This window comes from Pseudomonas sp. PDM03 (genome assembly GCF_014852385.1).
In the GTDB taxonomy this organism is placed as follows: Bacteria; Pseudomonadota; Gammaproteobacteria; order Pseudomonadales; family Pseudomonadaceae; genus Aquipseudomonas; species Aquipseudomonas migulae.
On the sequence record NZ_JACVBM010000003.1, the window covers coordinates 303776 to 323289 of the forward strand.

At 60.0% G+C, this 19514-nt stretch carries 17 protein-coding genes; 9 read left to right on the forward strand and 8 right to left on the reverse strand.

The window, feature by feature from the left end:
• Positions 1-27 precede the first annotated feature (27 nt).
• The 3 genes from ubiG (at position 28) to IB254_RS08190 (ending at position 2320) form a co-directional block, all read left to right on the forward strand.
• The gene (gene ubiG / locus IB254_RS08180) at positions 28-726 is read left to right on the forward strand and encodes a bifunctional 2-polyprenyl-6-hydroxyphenol methylase/3-demethylubiquinol 3-O-methyltransferase UbiG (protein ID WP_008031806.1); all 699 of its coding nucleotides are present in this window, start codon (positions 28-30) and stop codon (positions 724-726) included.
• Positions 727-730: 4 nt separating this feature from the next.
• On the forward strand, positions 731-1402 hold the full coding sequence (mupP, locus tag IB254_RS08185; protein WP_008031808.1) for an N-acetylmuramic acid 6-phosphate phosphatase MupP: 672 nt from the start codon (positions 731-733) through the stop codon (positions 1400-1402).
• Positions 1403-1579: 177 nt separating this feature from the next.
• Complete coding sequence (locus IB254_RS08190; RefSeq protein ID WP_008031809.1) at positions 1580-2320, forward strand: YciK family oxidoreductase; 741 nt, start codon at positions 1580-1582, stop codon at positions 2318-2320.
• Here IB254_RS08190 and IB254_RS08195 read toward each other — a convergent pair.
• Positions 2307-2465, reverse strand: coding sequence for a hypothetical protein (locus IB254_RS08195; RefSeq protein WP_192416970.1), 159 nt, complete (start codon positions 2463-2465; stop codon positions 2307-2309). The two genes, IB254_RS08190 and IB254_RS08195, sit on opposite strands and share 14 nt — an antisense overlap.
• A 233-nt stretch (positions 2466-2698) precedes the next feature.
• Here IB254_RS08195 and IB254_RS08200 point away from each other — a divergent pair, with 233 nt between their 5' ends.
• Complete coding sequence (locus IB254_RS08200; RefSeq protein ID WP_192416971.1) at positions 2699-3625, forward strand: GGDEF domain-containing protein; 927 nt, start codon at positions 2699-2701, stop codon at positions 3623-3625.
• 49 nt (positions 3626-3674) lie between these two features.
• Here the strand turns inward: IB254_RS08200 and IB254_RS08205 are convergent, their stop codons facing one another.
• From IB254_RS08205 to IB254_RS08220, 4 genes are all read right to left on the reverse strand, one after another.
• Entirely contained in the window at positions 3675-5549 is a 1875-nt protein-coding gene (locus tag IB254_RS08205) for an MFS transporter (protein WP_008031813.1), read from the reverse strand.
• Positions 5550-5635: 86 nt separating this feature from the next.
• Positions 5636-6784, reverse strand: coding sequence for a TDT family transporter (locus IB254_RS08210; protein ID WP_192416972.1), 1149 nt, complete (start codon positions 6782-6784; stop codon positions 5636-5638).
• Between the two features lie 105 nt (positions 6785-6889).
• The gene (locus IB254_RS08215; RefSeq protein ID WP_192416973.1) at positions 6890-7201 is read right to left on the reverse strand and encodes a cupin; all 312 of its coding nucleotides are present in this window, start codon (positions 7199-7201) and stop codon (positions 6890-6892) included.
• Positions 7202-7234: 33 nt separating this feature from the next.
• Positions 7235-8134, reverse strand: coding sequence for a LysR family transcriptional regulator (locus IB254_RS08220; protein WP_192416974.1), 900 nt, complete (start codon positions 8132-8134; stop codon positions 7235-7237).
• 160 nt (positions 8135-8294) lie between these two features.
• On the opposite strand from IB254_RS08220, the gene IB254_RS08225 reads away from it, so the two are divergent.
• Entirely contained in the window at positions 8295-9044 is a 750-nt protein-coding gene (locus IB254_RS08225; protein WP_192416975.1) for an SDR family NAD(P)-dependent oxidoreductase, read from the forward strand.
• A gap of 44 nt (positions 9045-9088) precedes the next feature.
• Here IB254_RS08225 and IB254_RS08230 read toward each other — a convergent pair whose 3' ends face one another.
• Positions 9089-10285: an MFS transporter gene (locus IB254_RS08230; protein WP_192416976.1), complete on the reverse strand. Its 1197-nt coding sequence runs from the start codon at positions 10283-10285 to the stop codon at positions 9089-9091.
• Positions 10286-10376: 91 nt separating this feature from the next.
• Between IB254_RS08230 and IB254_RS08235 the strand changes: the two genes are divergently transcribed.
• Positions 10377-10916 carry a TetR/AcrR family transcriptional regulator gene (locus IB254_RS08235; RefSeq protein WP_008031824.1) on the forward strand — a complete coding sequence of 180 codons (540 nt, stop codon included), beginning with the start codon at positions 10377-10379 and terminating at the stop codon, positions 10914-10916.
• A 151-nt stretch (positions 10917-11067) separates the two neighbouring features.
• The gene (locus IB254_RS08240; RefSeq protein WP_008031826.1) at positions 11068-14538 is read left to right on the forward strand and encodes a hybrid sensor histidine kinase/response regulator; all 3471 of its coding nucleotides are present in this window, start codon (positions 11068-11070) and stop codon (positions 14536-14538) included.
• A 116-nt stretch (positions 14539-14654) separates the two neighbouring features.
• Here the strand turns inward: IB254_RS08240 and rmuC are convergent, their stop codons facing one another.
• Positions 14655-16019, reverse strand: coding sequence for a DNA recombination protein RmuC (rmuC, locus tag IB254_RS08245; RefSeq protein WP_177318191.1), 1365 nt, complete (start codon positions 16017-16019; stop codon positions 14655-14657).
• A 175-nt stretch (positions 16020-16194) separates the two neighbouring features.
• On the reverse strand, positions 16195-16518 hold the full coding sequence (locus tag IB254_RS08250) for a sel1 repeat family protein (RefSeq protein ID WP_192416977.1): 324 nt from the start codon (positions 16516-16518) through the stop codon (positions 16195-16197).
• A gap of 998 nt (positions 16519-17516) precedes the next feature.
• Here IB254_RS08250 and IB254_RS08255 point away from each other — a divergent pair.
• Complete coding sequence (locus IB254_RS08255; RefSeq protein ID WP_008031832.1) at positions 17517-17741, forward strand: hypothetical protein; 225 nt, start codon at positions 17517-17519, stop codon at positions 17739-17741.
• A 1158-nt stretch (positions 17742-18899) separates the two neighbouring features.
• On the forward strand, positions 18900-19382 hold the full coding sequence (locus IB254_RS08260) for a hypothetical protein (RefSeq protein ID WP_008033583.1): 483 nt from the start codon (positions 18900-18902) through the stop codon (positions 19380-19382).
• Positions 19383-19514 lie beyond the last annotated feature (132 nt).

Sequence of the window (19514 nt, forward strand, 5' to 3'; positions counted from 1 at the left end):
GATTTTTCAAGTTTTAGAGGATGAACCATGAGTAACGTCGACTACGCCGAAATCGCCAAATTCGAAGCCCTGGCCCATCGCTGGTGGGACCGCGAAAGCGAGTTCAAACCGCTGCACGACATCAACCCGCTGCGGGTCAACTGGATTGACGAACGGGTCAATCTGGCGGGCAAGAAAGTTCTCGACATCGGTTGCGGCGGCGGCATCCTCAGCGAAGCCATGGCGCAACGCGGTGCGACCGTGATGGGCATCGACATGGGCGAAGCGCCGCTGGCCGTCGCTCAACTGCACCAGCTTGAGTCGGGTGTGAACGTCGAATACCGGCAGATCACCGCCGAGGCCCTGGCTGAAGAAATGCCGGAACAGTTCGACGTGGTCACGTGCCTGGAAATGCTTGAGCACGTACCGGATCCGTCCTCGGTGATCCGCGCCTGCTTCAAAATGGTCAAGCCGGGCGGCCAGGTGTTCCTCTCCACGATCAACCGCAACCCGAAGGCGTACCTGTTCGCCATCGTCGGCGCCGAATACATCATGAAGCTGCTGCCGCGCGGCACGCATGACTTCAAGAAATTCATCCGCCCTTCCGAGCTGGGTGCCTGGAGCCGTATGGCGGGCCTGACCGTCAAGGACATCATCGGCCTGACGTACAACCCGCTGACCAAGCATTACAAACTGGCTGCCGACGTGGACGTCAACTACATGATCCAGACCCTGCGCGAGGAATAAGTCGATGCGTATCAGAGCAGTCCTTTTTGACATGGACGGCACGCTGCTCGACACCGCGCCGGACTTCATTGCGATCTGTCAGGCAATGCGTGCCGATCGTGGCTTGCCGCCGATGAACGACAAGCACATCCGCGACGAGATCTCCGGCGGCGCCAAGGCGATGGTCGCGGTGACGTTCAGCATGGACCCGGAATCGCCAGGCTTTGAAGAGCTGCGCCTGGAGTTCCTGGAGCGTTACCTCGTGGGCTGCGCGGTGCACAGCAAGCTGTTCGACGGCATGGGCGAGCTGCTGGCCGACATCGAAAAAGCCAACCTGATCTGGGGCGTGGTCACCAACAAGCCTCTGCGGTTTGCCGAACCGATCATGCAGCAGCTCGGGCTGGCCGAGCGTTCGGCGCTGCTGATCTGCCCGGATCACGTGAAGAACAGCAAACCGGACCCGGAGCCGTTGATCCTCGCGTGCAAGATGCTCGACCTCGATCCGGCCAGCGTGCTGTTTGTCGGTGATGACCTGCGCGATATCGAATCAGGTCGTGACGCCGGCACCAAGACCGCCGCCGTGACCTTTGGCTACATTCACCCGGACGATAACCCGCGGCATTGGGGTGCGGATGTGGTGGTCGATCATCCGCTGGAGTTGCGCAAGGTTTTGGATAGCGCCCTCTGTAGCTGCTGAACCGCCTTTGTAGGAGCCAGCTTGCTGGCGATGGCGACTATGAAATCGCCGAGCTGAACCGCCTTTGTAGGAGCCAGCTTGCTGGCGATGGCGATGCTGGAAACGCCATCGCCGGCAAGCCGGCTCCTACAGGACCGCGCAACGGTCGCGCGTATTCTGATTTGTTGAGGTTTCTTTATGTTTGATTATTCCGCCCGCCCTGAATTGCTCAAGGACCGGGTCATCCTGGTCACCGGCGCTGGTCGCGGTATCGGCGCTGCCGCCGCGAAAACCTACGCCGCCCACGGCGCCACCGTACTGTTGCTGGGCAAGACCGAAGCCAACCTGACTCAGGTCTACGACGAAATCGAGGCCGCCGGCCATCCACAACCGGCGGTGATCCCATTCAACCTGGAAACCGCCCTGCCCCATCAATACGATGAGTTGGCGGCGATGATCGAGACCGAATTCGGCCATCTCGACGGCTTGCTGCACAACGCCTCGATCATTGGTCCGCGCACGCCGATCGAACAGCTCTCCGGCGAGAACTTCATGCGTGTCATGCAAGTCAACGTCAACGCAATGTTCATGCTCACCAGCACCCTGTTGCCGCTGCTCAAACTGTCGCAGGACGCTTCGGTGGTGTTCACTTCCAGCAGCGTCGGCCGCAAGGGTCGTGCGTATTGGGGCGCTTATGGCGTCTCCAAGTTCGCCACCGAAGGCCTGATGCAAACCCTGGCCGACGAAGTCGACACCGTCGCACCGGTGCGCTCCAACAGCATCAACCCCGGCGCCACCCGCACCAGCATGCGCGCCCAGGCTTATCCCGGTGAAAACCCGCTGAACAACCCGACGCCAGAGGAGATCATGCCGGTCTACCTCTACCTGATGGGCCCGGACAGCACCGGCATCAACGGCCAGGCATTCAACGCGCAGTAACACCGTGCGTCGCTTTTGTGCCGTGGCGAATTACCGTCACGGCACTTAAAAAGCGTCGCAACTGCACCTTTTTTTTAGTCAAAGAAATGTCATGAAACGGGCCAGACAAAATCAAAAACACTTTCAAGATATTGATTTTCATCATCTTTTATTCAAATGAACCGAATGGCATGACTTTCGCTCTATATCTGCTCAGACACGCCGAGTGAGTGAAAGCAGTCGGGCAGGCCTTCGAGTCGATAGGTTACTAATCTTCAGCAAAGCAGATTAGACTTGCGCCAAATGTCCTACGGGACTGATGGACCAGTATGACGCGCAGCCCAAAGCCGCTCTCACCCAGCCTGTAAGACAGCCTTACTGCTTAGGGGCGCACGCCATATGAAATCACCTTCCCAGACCAACGCAATTGACTTCGATAGCGCCAAATTGCAACGCCTGGGCTTTGGTCAGCAGCCCCCTCTTCTGGAGAGGCCGGTCAGCCTCGCGCAATTGCGCCAGCAACTGAGTTTGCAGCTGCAAACCAGTCTTGAGCCACAACGCATTCTTGGGCTCTTCTACCGTGAAATTCAGCGTCTCGTACCGCTCGACGCCTTGAGCTACCAGCACAAGGCCAGCGACTTGCGCCTGGAATACGGCCAGCGCGGCCACCACTCGATCAGTTACACCCTCAGCCACGAAGGCGAGCAGCTGGGTGAACTGGTGTTCCGTCGCAATCAGCGTTTCAGTGAGCAGGAACTGGGCAACCTTGAGTCGCTGCTGTCCGCATTGCTGTACCCGATGCGCAACGCCCTGCTCTACCGCGCCGCCACCCAGAGCGCCTTGCGCGACCCGCTCACGGACACCGGCAACCGCATTGCCATGGACCAGACGCTGCAACGGGAAATCGACATGTCGCGTCGGCATCTGCAGCCCTTGTCGCTGTTGATGCTGGACATCGACCATTTCAAACAAATCAACGACACCCATGGCCACAGCGCTGGCGATGACGTGCTCAAGGGGGTCGCCGCCTCGATCAAAGGCCAGCTGCGCAACGTGGACATGGTGTTCCGCTTTGGTGGCGAGGAGTTTTTGATTCTGCTGTCCAACACCGGCCGGGAAGCCGCCGCCATGGTCGGCGAGCGTCTGCGACTCGCGGCGCAAGCCAAGGATTTTTCGGCTGATGGCAACCTGATCGAGCTGACCGTCAGCCTCGGCTGTTCGACCCTGCTGCCCGGCGAATCGGCCGAGAGCCTGCTGCGTCGGGCCGACAGCGCGCTTTATGTGGCCAAGCGCGAGGGACGCAACCGCTTGGCGATGGCGGGCTGACTCCCGCCATCACGGGCTCGCGAAAGTAGCGGCCCGCATCGGACAGGGATCAGCGGACAGCGCCGCGCAACTCTCCGACCATCCCTTGCAGCTTCGCCGGCTCCGCCGCTTCTACCGCCACTGCCGGCCCCGCCACCAGAGTCACCCGCGACCATAACCGACGGAACAGACCCTTGTCGGGATCGCGACTGAAGAAACTCCCCCACAACCCCTGCAATGCCAATGGAATCACCGGCACCGGCGTCTCTTCGAGAATCCGCGTCAACCCGCCCTTGAACTCGTTGATCTCGCCATCGGCGGTCAATTTTCCTTCAGGGAAGATGCACACCAGCTCACCGTCCTTCAGATATTGAGCAATGCGTGTGAAGGCCCTTTCGTAAATCTGAATGTCTTCCTGACGTCCCGCGATCGGAATCGTCCCGGCCGTACGGAAGATAAAGTTCAGCACCGGCAGGTTGTAGATCTTGTAATACATCACAAAGCGAATCGGCCGACGCACCGCGCCGCCAATCAGCAGCGCGTCGACGAAAGACACGTGGTTGCACACCAGCAACGCCGCGCCTTCATCCGGAATCAGCTCCAGATTGCGATGCTCCACGCGGTACATGGAATGGCTGAGCAGCCAGATCATGAAACGCATGCTGAACTCTGGGACGATCTTGAAGATGTAGGCGTTGACGCCGATGTTCAGTAGCGACACCACCAGGAACAGGTGCGGGATCGACAGCTTGGCCAGGCTCAGCAGCACGATCGAGACAATCGCCGAGACCACCATGAACAGCGCGTTGAGAATATTGTTGGCGGCAATCACCCGCGCCCGCTCGTTCTCCGGGGTGCGTGACTGAATCAGCGCGTACAGCGGCACGATGTAGAATCCACCGAAAACCCCAAGACCGAGAATGTCGATCAATACCAGCCAGGTGTGGCCAAAGCCGAGGATTTCGATCCAGCCATGGCCGTCGACACTCTCGGGAATCCCGCCGGAATGCCACCACAGCAGCAATCCGAATACCGTCAGGCCAAACGAGCCGAACGGCACCAGACCGATCTCTACTTTGCGTCCGGACAGTCTTTCGCAGAGCAGTGAGCCAAGCGCGATGCCGACCGAGAACACGGTGAGAATCAGCGTCACCACGGTTTCGTCGCCGTGCATCCATTCCTTGGCGTACGCCGGGATTTGCGTCAGGTAAATCGCCCCGACAAACCAGAACCACGAGTTGCCGACAATCGAGCGCGACACCGCCGGCGTTTGCCCCAGGCCCAGTTTCAGGGTGGCCCAGGATTGACTGAAGATGTTCCAGTTCAGACGCATTTCCGGTGATGAGGCCGCCGCCCGCGGAATGCTGCGACTGGCCAGGTAACCGAGCACGGCAATGCCGATGATCGCCGTGGACACGATGGGCGCGTAATGCGCGGAGGACATCATGATCCCGGCGCCGATTGTCCCGGCGAGGATGGCCAGGAAGGTGCCCATTTCCACCAGACCGTTGCCGCCCACCAGCTCTTCTTCGTGCAAGGCCTGGGGCAGGATCGAGTATTTCACCGGCCCGAACAGCGCCGAATGCGTGCCCATGGCGAACAGCGCCAGCAGCATCAGCGACAGATGATCGAAGACAAACCCCACCGCGCCCACCGCCATGATGGCGATTTCCCCGAGCTTGATCAGACGGATCAGGGCGTCCTTGGCGAACTTTTCGCCAAACTGCCCGGCCAACGCCGAAAACAGAAAGAACGGCAGGATGAACAACAGCGCACACAAATTGACCCAGATCGAGCGATCACCCTCGATCGTCAACTTGTACAAAATGGCGAGGATCAACGATTGCTTGAAGACGTTGTCGTTGAACGCCCCAAGGGACTGGGTCACGAAAAACGGCAGGAAGCGCCGGGTGCGAAGCAAGGTGAACTGTGAGGGGTGACTCATCTTCCGTGTGCCCTGATGTTGTTAGAGAGTGGCGTGGATACTGTGATTGGAATGCCGCACGCCGATCCAGGCCACACATTACCCGGTTATTTGTTTAAACCTGCAATGCACGGCGAAACAAACAACTCACCCCGCCACGCGCCTTGTACCGTGCGTTTGGCAACGATCAGCCACATCACCGCCAGCAACGCCACCAACACACAGCCAAAGGCATTGAAAAACGCCAGGTTCAACGTGCTTCCCAGTTTCAACGTTGCCAGAGAATAGACGCCCAGCGGAAAGGTGAAGCCCCACCAGCCGAGATTGAATGGGATCCCGGCGCGCAGGTAACGCCCGGTGATCAGCAGCGCAATCAGCATCCACCACAAACCGAAGCCCCACAGCGTGATCCCCGCCACCAGCCCCAGCCCCGCCGCGATTTCACCCAGGCCGGCAAGCCCGTTGGCGGCGAAGATGGCCGGTGCGTCGGCGCCCAGCAGCAACATGCCCAGCGCCCCGGTGCCAATCGGGCCGAGCGCCAGCCAGCTCGACGCTGCCATGTTTTCGTGAGGCAGTTTGTGCAACGCCATGCGCAGCATGAGAATGGTCAGAATGCTGAACGCCACCGGCAGGGAAAATGCCCAGAGCACGTAGCTGGTCACCAACACCACCAGTTGCCCATGGGCCTCGGCCAAATGCGGCGCCAGCAACCCGCCACTGGCGGCCGCCACTTCCGCCGCCACCACTGGCAACAGCCAAACGGCGGTCATCTGATCGATGCTGTGTTCCTGGCGGGTGAACATCATGTAGGGAATCAGCACACCGCAGGCCAGCGACATCGCCACGTCCAGCCACCACAGCAGCGCAGCCACATGGACGACACCCTCGCCCCAGCGCGGCAGGCCAAACAGCAGAAATCCATTGATGATGGTCGCCAACCCCATGGGAATCGTGCCGAAAAACATCGAAACCGTGGAGTGCCCGAAAATCCGTCGGGCCTCATCGAAGAACAGCACCCAGCGCGCCGCGTACAGCGCCGTGAACAAGATGAACAGACCGATATTGAACAGCCAAAGGGCTTCGGCGATCGCGTGCAGACCTGGGGTCGCGCCAGGCAACTGGGCCAAGGCCAGCGCCAGAACGCCCGTGCCCATGGTCGCGGCGAACCAGTTCGGGGTGAACTGGCGGATGACCTCGCGCGGGTGCTGCAAGTGACTGAAAGGTTTGAAAACGGGGGTGGCGTTGGGGCATGTCATAGCGAACTCCTGTCCTCTGTTGAGGTGGAGTTCAGGGTAGGTCCAAATCGAATATCTATATAACGGGTAATATCTCTAACTGTTATCTGTTTTGTAGATATAGCGTCAAACGCTGCCTTCCGATTCGATCACCAATATCCTCGCCACCCCCAGCGGATGCGCCACATGCTCGGTGCCCACCGAGGCGTAAAAGATATCGCCGACAGCCAACATCACCGCTTTCTCCTGGCCTGCTTCGCGATAGCGCATTTGCACCTGGCCATCGAGCACAACGAACACTTCCTCGCCATCATTCACATGCCACTTGTATGGCTGATCGGTCCAGTGCAGACGCGTGGTGATGCCGTTCATGTTGGCGATGTCCAGCGCTCCCCAGGCACGGTCAGCGGTGAAGGATTGGCTGCGGATGATCTTCATGGGCGGTCCGTCGAAAGAAATGGCGTGCCAAGGCTAACCCAAACCGGCGAACAGCTGCGCCAGCCAATCGATAAATACCCGAACCCGGTTACTCAGGTGCCGGTTCGGCGGATACAACACGTGAAACGGATACCGGGGCGGGCGCCAGTCCTGAAGAATCGGCACCAGCTCGCCACGCTCGATGTGCGGCTGCACGGTGTAAGTGAACGTGTGGATCACCCCAAGTCCCGCCAGCCCCGCGGCCAGATGGGCGTTGCTCTCGTTGACACTGAAAGCTCCCTGCCCCCGAATCTCGAACTTTTCACCGTTGCGCTCGAATCGCGCCGGCATTACCCGCCCGGTACGCGCCGAGTGATAACTGACGATGCGATGATTTTTCTCAAGGTCTCGCGGGTCCGTCGGAATGCCAAAACGTTCGAGATAGCCCGGGGTGGCACAGGTGGTCCATGACGACAGGCCCAGGGGTCGCGCGGCCATGGAGAGTTCGGTCAATGGCCCGCCGCGAATCACGCAATCGACGTTTTCGCTGATCAGGTCCACGGGCCGATCGCTGACACCCAACTCGACCTGGATGTCCGGGTATCGGGCATAGAAATCCGGCAATGCGGGGATGATCAGGATCGTCGCCACCGAGCCGCCGACATCGACGCGAATCCTGCCGCGCGGGTGGCCCTGGGCACTGGCGAAACTGTTGTCCAGATCGTCCAGCTCCACCATCAACTGCAAGGCGCGCTCGTAGTAAGCCATGCCATCCGCCGTCACCGTCAGCCGGCGCGTGGTGCGCTGTAACAGCCGCGCACCGAGGTGCTCTTCAAGCTCGGCCACCAGTTTGCTGACCGAGGTTTTTGGCATGTTCAGCGAGTCGGCGGCCCTGGTAAACGAACCGGCCTGCACGACGCGGGAGAAAACACGCATGGCCAACAGTTGATTCATGACAGACATCTCAAGGGACGAGCCTTGAGTATTGTCCACAACCATGTACAAACAAACCCGATTCAGGCGATTTTTCCGATGAATCTTCCGGCATAGAGTTTGTTCAACGGCGCACGACAGTGCCAGGAACTTCCTTAACGACTCAGCGGAGATTCACCTCATGAGCAACACACTCACAGGCAAGGCTGCACTGATCACTGGCGGCACCACCGGCATCGGCCTGGCATCGGCTCAAGCGTTCGTCGACCAAGGCGCCACGGTGTTCATCACCGGCCGCCGCCAGGCCGAACTGGATGCGGCGGTCAGCAGCATCGGTCACAACGTTACCGGGATTCAGGGCGACGTCGCGAACCTTGCCGACCTGGACCGCATCTTCGACGTGATCAGGACCAAGGCCGGTACTCTGGACATCGTCTTTGCCAATGCGGGCGGTGGCGACATGTTGCCCCTCGGCGCGATTACCGAGGAACACTTCGACCGGATTTTCGGCGTCAACGTCAAAGGCCTGCTGTTCACCGTGCAGAAATCACTGCCACTGCTCAAGGACGGCGGTTCGGTGATTCTCACCGCGTCCACGACCGCCACCAAAGGCACGGAAAACTTCAGCGTCTACAGCGCCAGCAAAGCGGCGGTGCGCAACTTTGCCCGCTCCTGGTTGCTGGATTTGAAAGCCCGCAGGATTCGCGTCAATGTCATCAGCCCCGGCCCGATTCACACGCCCGGCCTGACTGAACTTGCGCCAGCAGATCAGCAGCAGGGGTTGCTGGATTACCTCGCCAGCCAGGTGCCGATTGGCCGTCTTGGAACGCCATCGGAGGTGGGCAAAGCCGCGGTGTTCCTCGCCTCGGATGACAGCAGCTTCATCAATGGGATCGAGTTGTTCGTCGATGGCGGATTTGCGCAGATTTGATCGCGGCACACAAAAACGCGGCGCCTTGAACGGCGCCGCGTTTTTTATGGATGACCGGTCGCGCTGCACACGTCGGCAGAGCGCGGCCGCATCAACGCCAGCAACGCACCGACCGACAGGACAATCAGCACGGCACCATAACCATCGGTGGTCGCCACCAGGCCAAACGTGCGCGTCAGATTCCCCGCCAGCAACGACGGCAAGCAGAACGCCAGGTAACTGAGCACGTAATACGCCGACATCAACCCGGCCCGCTCATGGGGCTGCGCCAGCGGAACCAGACTGCGCACCGCGCCGAGGAAACCGGCACCGAATCCGCAACCGGCCACCAGCGTGCCGAGGAAAAACAATGGCAGGCTGGCGCTGTGCACGCCCAGCAACAGCAACACGAGGCCGATAGGCAGTAACGTGCCGCCCAGCAACAGTCCCTTGGCGGCGGGCCGGTTGCGCAGGGTGAAGATCATCAGCGCGCCGGTCAGCGTCAGTGCGGCGACTGCCGCTCCCCCCATCAAGTTCGAGGTGGAACCGGTGGCCGTGCGCAACAACGAAGGGCCGAGCGAGGCATAAAAACCGCCGAGCGCCCAGGTCGCGATATTCAGCGGCAACACTCGCCACAAGGTCGAGCGAGCCTGGGTCGGCACATGCAGGGTCGGACGCAACGAGGCCCATGCCCCCGGTTGCGAACTGACGCTTTCCGGCAGGCGCCAGACATACAGCGCCTGCATCACAAAAAGCGCGAACAACACCCAATAAGTGAGCTGCAGCGGCAGCGGCGCAAACTCGGCCAGCAAGCCGCACCCCACGGCACCAACCGCCATACCAAGCAGCGGCGCGACACTGTTGATCAGCGGCCCCTGCTGGCGATCGGTGTCCAGCAGCGCGGCGCTCAATACGGCGGTGGCCATCCCGGTCGCGAACCCCTGAAGCACTCGCGCGCCGATCAACCACGCCACACTGTCGGCATTGATAAACAGCAGCATCGCCAGCAGGTTCAGCAGGACGGCGCTGAAAATGACCGGCTTGCGTCCCAGATAGTCCGAGAGCGAACCGACCGTCAGCAGCGCCACCAGCAGACTGATGGCGTAGATGCCGAAAATCACGGTCAAGGTTGCTGCCGAGAAATGCAGCTGCTCCTGATACAAGTGATACAACGGCGTCGGCGCCGTGGAAGCGGCGAGAAAACTCAGTAAAGTGATCGCCAGAAACCACAGGGTTGAACGGTTTGAAACAGAACTCGACATGCGCACACTCCGCAAAAGCTAACTTTTTGCTTTTACGGAGTGTGCTACTCGTCTGCGCTTAAAGCAAATTCTTTGTGTTAAGGTCCGTTCCATGGCTATTAAAGAAGGTTTACGCCCCGGCGGCCGCAGTGCCCGGGTGCAAGAGTCGATTCATTCGGCAGTCCGTGCGCTCCTCGAAGAACAGGACCGTTCCACCGTGACCGTCCCGCAAATCGCGGCTCGCGCGGGGGTTACGCCGTCGACCATCTATCGGCGTTGGGGCGATCTGTCGGCGCTGCTGGCGGATGTCGCCCTGGCGCGCATGCAACCCGACAGCGAGCCTGCCAACACCGGTAGCCTGCGCGGGGATGTGCAGGCCTGGGCCGAGCAGTATCTGGACGAGATGAGCTCCGAACCTGGCCGCAACATGCTGCGCGATGTGCAATCGAGCCCCACGCCGGGCCTTTGCGTGACGATCATTGGCGGACAGTTGCAGATGATTCTGGATCGTTATCCGGATCAGCCGAAACCGGGTGTTGATCGGCTGATCAATCTGATGGCGGCGCCTACGGTGTTTCGCATTCTGTTTTCACCGGCGCCGCTCGAGGTTGAGGAGTTGCATCGGTTGATCGAGATTGCGTTCAGTCAGTGATGACGCCTTCGCGGGCAAGCCACGCTCCTACAAGAACAACCCTGCGACACCCCGCCGCTCCGCGACCTTGGTCGACACTGACTAACGCGGACGGTCGTGCGAGACTGTCTGTCCGGGCTGTCGTCCCGTGTGTCTTTTGTCTGGAGTTTCCATGTCGCTGTCCAGCGGGCTGATCGCCGCCGTCGCCCTGGCCTATATGGCCATCATGTTCGCCATCGCCTTCTACGGTGACCGTCGCAGCGCGCCGCTGCCGCCGCGAGTGCGCGCCTGGGTGTACAGCCTGTCGCTGGCGGTCTATTGCACCAGTTGGACGTTCTTCGGTGCCGTCGGCCAGGCCGCCGAACAACTCTGGTCGTTCCTGCCGATCTACCTCGGGCCGATCCTGCTGCTGGTCTGCGCGCCGTGGGTCCTGCAAAAAATGGTGATGATCAGCAAGCAGGAGAACATCACCTCCATTGCCGACTTCATCGCCGCCCGATACGGCAAATCCCAGTCACTGGCGATTGTCGTGGCGCTGATCTGCCTGGTCGGCGTGCTGCCCTACATTGCACTGCAACTCAAAGGCATCGTGCTCGGAGTGAACCTGTTGATCGGTGCCGGTGCCGACGCCATGGGCACCCGCGCCCAGGACACGGCGCTGATTGTGTCGCTGGTGCTGGCGTTGTTTACCATCGTCTTCGGTACGCGCAACCTCGACGCCACCGAACACCACCGCGGCATGGTGCTGGCGATTGCGTTCGAGTCCCTGGTCAAGCTGTTCGCGTTTCTCGCGGTGGGTGCGTTCGTGACCTACGGCCTGTACGACGGTTTCGACGACCTGTTTGACCAAGCCATGCTCGCCCCACGCCTCGAAGCCTACTGGAAGGAAACCATCAACTGGCCATCGATGGTGGTGCAGACCGGCGTGGCGATGATGGCGATCATCTGCCTGCCCCGGCAGTTCCACGTGACCGTGGTGGAAAACATCGACCCGCAGGATTTGCGCCTGGCCAAGTGGGTGTTTCCGGCGTACCTCGCGTTGGCGGCATTGTTTGTCGTGCCGATCGCACTGGCCGGCCAGATGCTGCTGCCAAGTTCAGTGTTGCCGGATTCCTTTGTGATCAGCCTGCCACTGGCCCAAGCCCATCCCGCACTGGCGATGCTGGCCTTTATCGGCGGTGCTTCGGCGGCGACCGGCATGGTGATTGTTGCCAGCGTGGCGCTGTCGACCATGGTCTCCAATGACATGCTGCTGCCGTGGCTGCTGCGTCGCAACAACGCCGAGCGGCCGTTCGAAGTGTTCCGCCAGTGGATGCTCTCGGTACGCCGCGTCAGCATCGTGGTGATTTTGCTGCTGGCGTACGTCAGCTATCGACTGCTGGGCTCGACCGCGAGCCTGGCGACCATCGGCCAGATCGCCTTTGCCGCTGTGACCCAACTGGCCCCGGCCATGCTTGGCGCGCTGTACTGGAAACAGGCCAACCGCCGTGGCGTGTTCGCCGGCCTCGCCGCTGGTACGTTCCTGTGGTTTTACACGCTGATTCTACCGATTGCCGCGCACAGCCTCGGCGTGTCGTTGAGCACGTTCCCCGGGCTGGCGTGGTTGCACAGCAATCCGCTGAACCTGCCGCTCACCCCGCTGACCCAAGGCGTGGTGTTGTCGCTGGCGGCCAACTTCACGCTGTTTGCCTGGGTGTCGGTGCTGTCACGCACAAGGGTTTCGGAGCACTGGCAGGCCGGGCGTTTCATCGGCCAGGAAATCAGTGCCCGCCCCAGCGCGCGTTCAATGCTGGCGGTGCAAATCGAAGATCTGCTGCAACTCGCGGCACGGTTTGTCGGTGAAGAACGCGCCCGTCAGAGCTTCATCCGTTTTGCCTATCGCCAGGGCAAAGGCTTCAACCCCAACCAGAACGCCGACAGCGAGTGGATCGCCCATACCGAACGTTTGCTGGCCGGTGTATTGGGTGCTTCTTCGACGCGGGCGGTGGTAAAAGCCGCCATCGAAGGTCGGGAAATGCAACTTGAGGACGTCGTGCGCATCGCCGACGAAGCCTCGGAAGTGCTGCAATTCAACCGTGCCTTGCTGCAAGGCGCGATCGAGAACATCACCCAGGGCATCAGCGTGGTCGACCAGTCGCTGCGGCTGGTGGCGTGGAACCGGCGTTATCTGGAACTGTTCAATTACCCGGATGGCTTGATCAGCGTCGGCCGGCCGATTGCCGACATCATTCGCTACAACGCCGAGCGTGGTCTGTGCGGGCCGGGTGAAGCTGAAGTGCACGTCGCACGCCGATTGCACTGGATGCGTCAGGGCCGTGCCCACACTTCTGAAAGACTTTTCCCCAATGGCCGTGTGATCGAGCTGATCGGCAACCCGATGCCGGGCGGCGGTTTTGTCATGAGCTTCACCGACATCACCGCGTTCCGCGAGGCCGAACAGGCGCTGACCGAAGCCAACGAAGGCCTGGAGCGACGGGTCACCGAGCGCACCCACGAGCTGTCGCAACTCAACGTGGCCCTGACCGAAGCCAAGGGCACCGCCGAGTCGGCCAACCAGTCGAAAACCCGCTTTCTCGCGGCGGTCAGCCACGACCTGATGCAACCGCTGAACGCCGCCCGACTGTTTTCTGCGGCCCTGTCCCATCAGGACGATGGCTTGTCCAGCGAAGCGCAGAAACTGGTTCATCACCTGGATTCATCACTGCGCTCGGCCGAAGACCTGATCAGCGATTTGCTGGACATTTCCCGCCTGGAAAACGGCAAGATCAACCCGGAGCCGAAACCGTTCGTGCTCAATGAGCTGTTCGATATTCTTGGCGCGGAATTCAAGGCGCTGGCCCGGGACCAGGGGCTCAAATTCCGCGTTCGCGGCAGTACGCTGCGGGTCGACAGTGACATCAAACTGTTACGACGGATCTTGCAGAACTTCCTGACCAACGCCTTTCGCTACGCCAAGGGGCCAGTGCTTTTAGGGGTTCGCCGGCACAAGGGTGAACTGTGCCTGGAGGTCTGGGACCGTGGCCCGGGGATCCCGGAAGACAAACTGAAAGTGATTTTCGAGGAATTCAAACGCCTCGACAGCCACCAGACCCGTGCCGAGAAAGGCCTGGGGCTGGGCCTGGCGATTGCTGACGGGCTGTGTCGCGTTCTGGGCCACACCTTGCAAGTACGTTCCTGGCCGGGGCGCGGCAGCGTGTTCAGCGTCAGCGTGCCGTTGGCTCAGGCGCAAATCGCGGCGCCGGCCAACGTCACCGAACTCAACGGCAAACTCCTGAGCGGCGCGCAGGTGCTGTGCATCGACAACGAGGACAGCATCCTGATAGGCATGAACAGTTTGCTGACCCGCTGGGGTTGTCAGGTCTGGACAGCGCGCAATCGCGACGAATGCGCGGCGTTGCTCAGCGATGGCGTACGTCCGCAATTGGCGCTGGTGGATTATCACCTGGACGATGGCGAGACCGGGACCGAGTTGATGGCGTGGCTGCGCACCCGTTTGGGCGAGCCGGTGCCAGGCGTGGTGATCAGCGCCGACGGGCACCCCGAGACGGTGGCGCAGGTGCATGCGGCGGGGCTGGATTACCTGGCCAAACCGGTGAAACCGGCGGCGTTGCGGGCGTTGTTGAGTCGGCATTTGCCGTTGTAGATCGGCAGATTTTTAGTGATGTGGTGTTTTGACGGACGCCATCGCCGGCAAGCCGGCTCCTACAGTCTAGAACTCGGTCGAATGTAGGAGCTGGCTTGCCGGCGATGCTTTTGAGATTACTCGGGCAACTCGACCAGGCCATCGACATCCGTCATCGCCCGCTCCAACAGGTCCGCCGGCAGACTCTTGCTGGCCCGCGCGCCGAGCAACTTGAGCTGCTCGCTGCGGCTGACCAGATTGCCACGGCCTTCCGTCAGCTTGTTGCGCGCAGAGCTGTAGGCCTTGTCCAGTTGCTGCAAGCGATTGCCGACTTCATCCAGGTCCTGAATGAACAACACGAACTTGTCGTACAGCCACCCTGCCCGCTCGGCGATTTCCCGGGCGTTCTGACTCTGCCGTTCCTGCTTCCACAGGCTGTCGATGACACGCAGGGTGGCCAGCAACGTGGTCGGGCTGACGATCACGATGTTGCGATCGAACGCTTCCTGAAACAGCGTTGGCTCCGCCTGTAACGCCGCGGAAAACGCCGCTTCGATGGGCACGAACAGCAAGACGAAATCCAGGCTGTGCAAGCCGTCGAGCCGTTTGTAATCCTTGCCGGCCAGACCTTTGACGTGGTTGCGCAGCGACAGCACGTGCTGCTTGATGGCGATCTGGCCGATGGCATCGTCTTCGGCCGCCACGTATTGCTGATAGGCCGTCAGGCTGACCTTGGAGTCGACTACCACCTGCTTGTCGCCCGGCAGATAGATGATCACGTCCGGCTGGAACCGCTCGCCGTCCGGGCCCTTGAGATTGACCTGGGTCTGATACTCGCGGCCCTTCTCCAGACCGGCGTGCTCAAGCACCCGTTCGAGAATCAGCTCACCCCAGTTACCCTGGGTCTTCTGCCCTTTCAAGGCGCGGGTCAGGTTGGTCGCTTCGTCGCTCAGGCGCAGGTTCAGCTGTTGCAGACGCTCCAGCTCCTTGGCCAGCGAAAAGCGTTCGCGCGCCTCGGCCTGATAGCTTTCCTCGACGCGTTTTTCAAACGACTGGATGCGCTCTTTCAACGGATCGAGCAACTGCCCCAAACGCTGCTGACTGGTTTCGGCGAAGCGCTGCTCGCGCTCGTCGAAGATCTTGCCGGCCAGCTCGGCGAACTGGGCACGCAGCTCGTCCCGCGAGCCTTGCAGGTCACTGAGACGCTGCTGATGGCTTTCCTGTTGCTCACGCAGCTCGGCATTCAGCGAGGCGGCTTGAGCGTCCAGGCGACGCAACTCAACGTCTTTGCCGGCGCGCTCAATGTTCCAGGCATGAGCGGCGTCGCGGGCGTCATCACGCTCGATCTGCAGCAGTTCGACTTCACGGCGCAAGGCCGCGAGGTCTGCCTGCTTGGCGGCGTTGGCCTGCCCCAGGTCAGCGATTTCGTCGCGAGCAGCTTCGAGCTGGGCATTCAACCCATCCTGTGCCAGGTTGGCCATGGCTAGACGCTCTTCCAGCAGTGCAACCTCTGACTGCGTGGTGCTCGCACGGCGCTGAAGTTGCCAGGCCAATGCCAGCAACGGCAGTGCAGCACCTGCCAGACCGAGCAATATGCTGGTCAAGTCCATCGCCATAGCCAATCCTGCCCGTTCGATAAAGCTTGAAGGTTAACCAAGGTGTCAGGTCTTGGACAGCTCAGTCTTCGATCAGACCGAGTTCCTGTTGAGCGCGCCGATCCCCGGCCCGCGCGGCCTGACGCAAGAGGTCCTGGCCGATACGACGGTCCCGGGCATTCCCGCATTCGCGGCACATCAACTGACCGAGACGGCTCTGCGCGGCCACCACGCCTTCACGCGCCGGCTGCTTGAGCAAACGCCCGGCGAAATGTTTGACGTTGTGGTTTTCGCCCAGGCGCGGGCTGTCCAGCAGCCATTCGGCTACACGCATCGAAAAGCGCTTGGGTGGGGTGACGCTGGTAGGTGTCGAGGTTGCGGAAGCTGGTACTGAGCGAAACTTCATAAAGCACTGTGGGGCAGATCGGAAGGCGCGCCACTCTACTCTTTTTTTCTTACAGGTAAAGCCTAAAAAAACCCGGCACGCCCGTCCTAGAGCAAGCGCTCGGGACAATCCACAGAAGCTGTGGATAACTCAGTGGACAACCGCCCTTGAACTCTCGCAAAGCCCTGTGGAATGGGGCTCGCAGTCAAACTGACGATTTTTTCACCAGTAAAAAAAACCGATGTTTTTCATTGACTTAAATTTTGGTTACAGGCACCCACTACGTTTGAAGGGCAGATGACAGTGGGGTGACAGTCCGCGCAACTTATGTGCACAAGTACCTTCGAGGCAGTTATATCCATGCGCTTTTTCGGCGCATTTTCTCACCTCACTTGGGGATAAACCCTGGCGAACCCATGATCCAGACCGGTTTCGAACCGACGAACGTCGACGACCGATGGTCGGAATCTGTGCCATTACGGGGCGAAACCGGCGCTCTCTGGCCGCTGGTGAGCGCCAGTCCGCACACGAATGGCGGCATACGGGAGATGTTTTTTGACTAACACACTTCCTTTCTGCAATTCAATCCGTTAGTATCCGCGGCGTTAGTACCAAGCTGAAAGTCAATTCTGGTCGAACAAATCCTCCCGGTCAGCCTTCCCAAAGGAAGCCTCAACCGAACAAGCGGGATCGACCACCTCGATGGTTTCCAGGTAAACCTTGCGCCAACACAGCCTTTGAATCGAAAGCAAAGGGTGTTGCGAAGCTCACTTACTCTGACCGAACCAGCCTGCAAATTGATCAGGATCTTCACCCCGGGCCCAGAACCTTTGCCCTTGATGTGTTGCCTGCCCTCCTAAGTACCTACCTGCCAGCCCAAGCGCGCCAACTTAATCAGCGCTTCAAACTGGCTGCTTTGTTCCAGTCGGGTTCTTCGTTCGACCAATGGTGGTCGTCGTCACTGGAACGTTTTAATTTTGCACGGTTCTTATCCGTGTCGCTTGTAGGAACACCCATTAATGACTACTCAAATCCACACCCAGGATGCCATTCGCACCCTAACCAACGCTTTTGCACCAATGAACTGCCTGATCATGGCCGCTCGCAAAGGCTGCTTCAGCTTCACTCTGGTCAACGAACACGGCATCGCTCGTCACAGCGAACGCCTGTACCCCGATCAATACTCCAGCGCCGAGCCGCTGCAGGCCGTGATCGAGCGTACCCGTCAGGCACTGGTTGCCTGAGACGCCAGAAACGCTGAAAACCTCAAAAGCCTCGCCTTGAAAAGCGGGGCTTTTTATTGCCTGTTGTTTGTGTGTGGGCTTTGGTTGGGTTTTGATGGTGAGTACATATCCGTTTCTTCGGTCACGGCTGACATTGGTTTCGCCCTTACGGCGAGTCACTTGGAAGAGCCCCAAGTAACCAAGGGCTCTTGCCCCTTTCGTTCGGTGGCTCGCTAATGCTCGCCATGCCCTCGCTCCGGTCCTGCTCCGTGGGCCCGCCGCCATCGGCCATCCCTGGCCGGGGGCGGCTAACCCGGCATCCATGCCGGGTTGCCCACTACGCAGAACCTCCACTCGGCCTCTCGAGGGGGCGCTCAGATCAAAAGCGGAAGGCGAGCTAACGCTCGGCCTGATGAGTGGTGAAAAGCAAAAGCGTATGGGATTCCCTGTAGGAGCCGGCTTGCCGGCGAAAAGCGTCTGGGCAACGCGTTGATTCAGACAGCCCGCGTTATCGTTGGCGTCCATCGCCAGCAAGCTGGCTCCTACAAGGGAAATGCAGATGTGTTTGGATAAATACGATCAACTGTAGGAGCCGGCTTGCTGGCGATGGTGGTGGGTCAGTCGACGTTTGCATTGGTTGGACCGACGCCATCGCCAGCAAGCCGGCTCCTACAGGGGATCGGTGTACATATCCGGAATGAGTGAACGCAGCAGTGAAGGAGAACGCGTGCACCAAAGAGCCAGGTCGGCTTTCAGGCCGCCTCGGCGGCTGTGGCGGTAGTCGCCCCCTCGAGGGTATGCCGAGCATTAGCGAGGCACCAAACGAAAGGGGCAAGAGCCCTTGGTTACTTGGGGCTCTTCCAAGTGACTCGCTGTAAAAGCGAAACCAATAGCCGCCGTTACCGAAGAAACGGATATGTACCCAAACGAAAGCCCCCCTAAAAAACGGGTCTTTTTATTGCCCGATATTTCTCTTTTCGCAGCCGCCGCGTAAGCACAAACCGATATAACGGTTATAACTGTCTGCCGGAAATATTTTAAAAACAGACCTTTACAGCGCGAATATGACACTACACTTCAACTCAAGCGGCTTGAACCGCTTACGGCGAGCCTGAGTCGATCCACCCGCTGCCAACGCTAAGTTCAGGACTCGCCGACCACTTCTTGTTCGAGGGTTTTATGGGTATCGCTGCCAGCGAACTGTGCCGTTATGTGATCCGTCCGACACTGATCTACCTGGGACGCCATAGCGCGACCGCCGAATCCCTGCTGCTGGGCATCGCCGCCAGTCAGTCAGCCCTTGGTTCCGCCCTGCATGACCGCCGTGGACACGGCTTGTACCGAATCGCCGAACCCCGCCACCAGGCACTCTGGGACCATTACCTCGCACTTGATCCGGAACGCGCGAGCCTGGTGCGCGGACTGGCCAGCCAGCATGCGTTCCTCAGCGGCCCACACCTCGAATTGACCGTAAACCTGCGATACGCCACAGCCATTGCGTGGCTGCTGGTCGAAGAACAGAACACCCCCCTCCCCGAAGCAGACGACTTGCTGGGAATGGCCCGAATCTGGCGCCAGACCTTCCAGCCTCAAGGACGCCTGAGAGATTTCACCTACGCCTGGCAAACCTGTGTATCACCGTTGAATCAAGTCGCCTGCTAAACCCCTCGCTTAACAAGATCGCCCAACTGGTCGCGATTTTGGTCTGATTGTCCTACAAAACCGCTCTAAATCAAGCCATACAGCCTATAGCGCTGGGACGAAAATGTTGGTAATTTTCGCCCCGGTGATCAC

What these genes read in the sequence shown, in the direction of transcription:
- IB254_RS08190 (WP_008031809.1), top strand. Translation starts at nt 1,580, where the DNA reads ATGTTTGATTATTCCGCCCGCCCTGAATTGCTCAAGGACCGGGTCATC.
- IB254_RS08240 (WP_008031826.1), top strand. Translation starts at nt 11,068, where the DNA reads ATGTCGCTGTCCAGCGGGCTGATCGCCGCCGTCGCCCTGGCCTATATG.
- mupP (WP_008031808.1), top strand. Translation starts at nt 731, where the DNA reads ATGCGTATCAGAGCAGTCCTTTTTGACATGGACGGCACGCTGCTCGAC.
- IB254_RS08195 (WP_192416970.1), bottom strand. Translation starts at nt 2,465, where the DNA reads ATGATGAAAATCAATATCTTGAAAGTGTTTTTGATTTTGTCTGGCCCG.
- IB254_RS08225 (WP_192416975.1), top strand. Translation starts at nt 8,295, where the DNA reads ATGAGCAACACACTCACAGGCAAGGCTGCACTGATCACTGGCGGCACC.
- IB254_RS08230 (WP_192416976.1), bottom strand. Translation starts at nt 10,285, where the DNA reads ATGTCGAGTTCTGTTTCAAACCGTTCAACCCTGTGGTTTCTGGCGATC.
- IB254_RS08260 (WP_008033583.1), top strand. Translation starts at nt 18,900, where the DNA reads ATGGGTATCGCTGCCAGCGAACTGTGCCGTTATGTGATCCGTCCGACA.
- IB254_RS08205 (WP_008031813.1), bottom strand. Translation starts at nt 5,549, where the DNA reads ATGAGTCACCCCTCACAGTTCACCTTGCTTCGCACCCGGCGCTTCCTG.
- IB254_RS08250 (WP_192416977.1), bottom strand. Translation starts at nt 16,518, where the DNA reads ATGAAGTTTCGCTCAGTACCAGCTTCCGCAACCTCGACACCTACCAGC.
- IB254_RS08235 (WP_008031824.1), top strand. Translation starts at nt 10,377, where the DNA reads ATGGCTATTAAAGAAGGTTTACGCCCCGGCGGCCGCAGTGCCCGGGTG.
- IB254_RS08210 (WP_192416972.1), bottom strand. Translation starts at nt 6,784, where the DNA reads ATGACATGCCCCAACGCCACCCCCGTTTTCAAACCTTTCAGTCACTTG.
- IB254_RS08255 (WP_008031832.1), top strand. Translation starts at nt 17,517, where the DNA reads ATGACTACTCAAATCCACACCCAGGATGCCATTCGCACCCTAACCAAC.
- IB254_RS08215 (WP_192416973.1), bottom strand. Translation starts at nt 7,201, where the DNA reads ATGAAGATCATCCGCAGCCAATCCTTCACCGCTGACCGTGCCTGGGGA.
- IB254_RS08220 (WP_192416974.1), bottom strand. Translation starts at nt 8,134, where the DNA reads ATGAATCAACTGTTGGCCATGCGTGTTTTCTCCCGCGTCGTGCAGGCC.
- IB254_RS08200 (WP_192416971.1), top strand. Translation starts at nt 2,699, where the DNA reads ATGAAATCACCTTCCCAGACCAACGCAATTGACTTCGATAGCGCCAAA.
- ubiG (WP_008031806.1), top strand. Translation starts at nt 28, where the DNA reads ATGAGTAACGTCGACTACGCCGAAATCGCCAAATTCGAAGCCCTGGCC.